General features: G+C 55.1%; 1 protein-coding gene. It reads left to right on the forward strand.

Going from position 1 to position 216, the window contains the following annotated elements; all coding sequences use genetic code 11:
- A partial coding sequence (locus H6B10_RS17745) for a formate--tetrahydrofolate ligase (protein ID WP_204652593.1) occupies nt 1–216 on the forward strand: 216 nt, incomplete at both ends.

The raw sequence follows: 216 nt of genomic DNA on the forward strand, positions 1-216 counted from the left end.
AAGCTGATTGCTGCACCGGAAGGTTTCACCCTCAACGTGCGGGAAGTTCGTCTCTCTGCCGGTGCCGGTTTCGTGGTAGTGGTCTGCGGCAGTATCATGACCATGCCCGGCCTGATCGTGGACGGTAACGAAGTGGAGGTTTACGAATTTCTGACCCGTGCGCTGGATATTGTCATCGGTATCGAGTTTATCAAGATGCTGGCCAAACACAGCCCG

It is taken from the genome of Gemmiger formicilis, from assembly GCF_016901605.1.
GTDB classification, from domain to species: domain Bacteria; phylum Bacillota; class Clostridia; order Oscillospirales; family Ruminococcaceae; genus Gemmiger; species Gemmiger formicilis_B.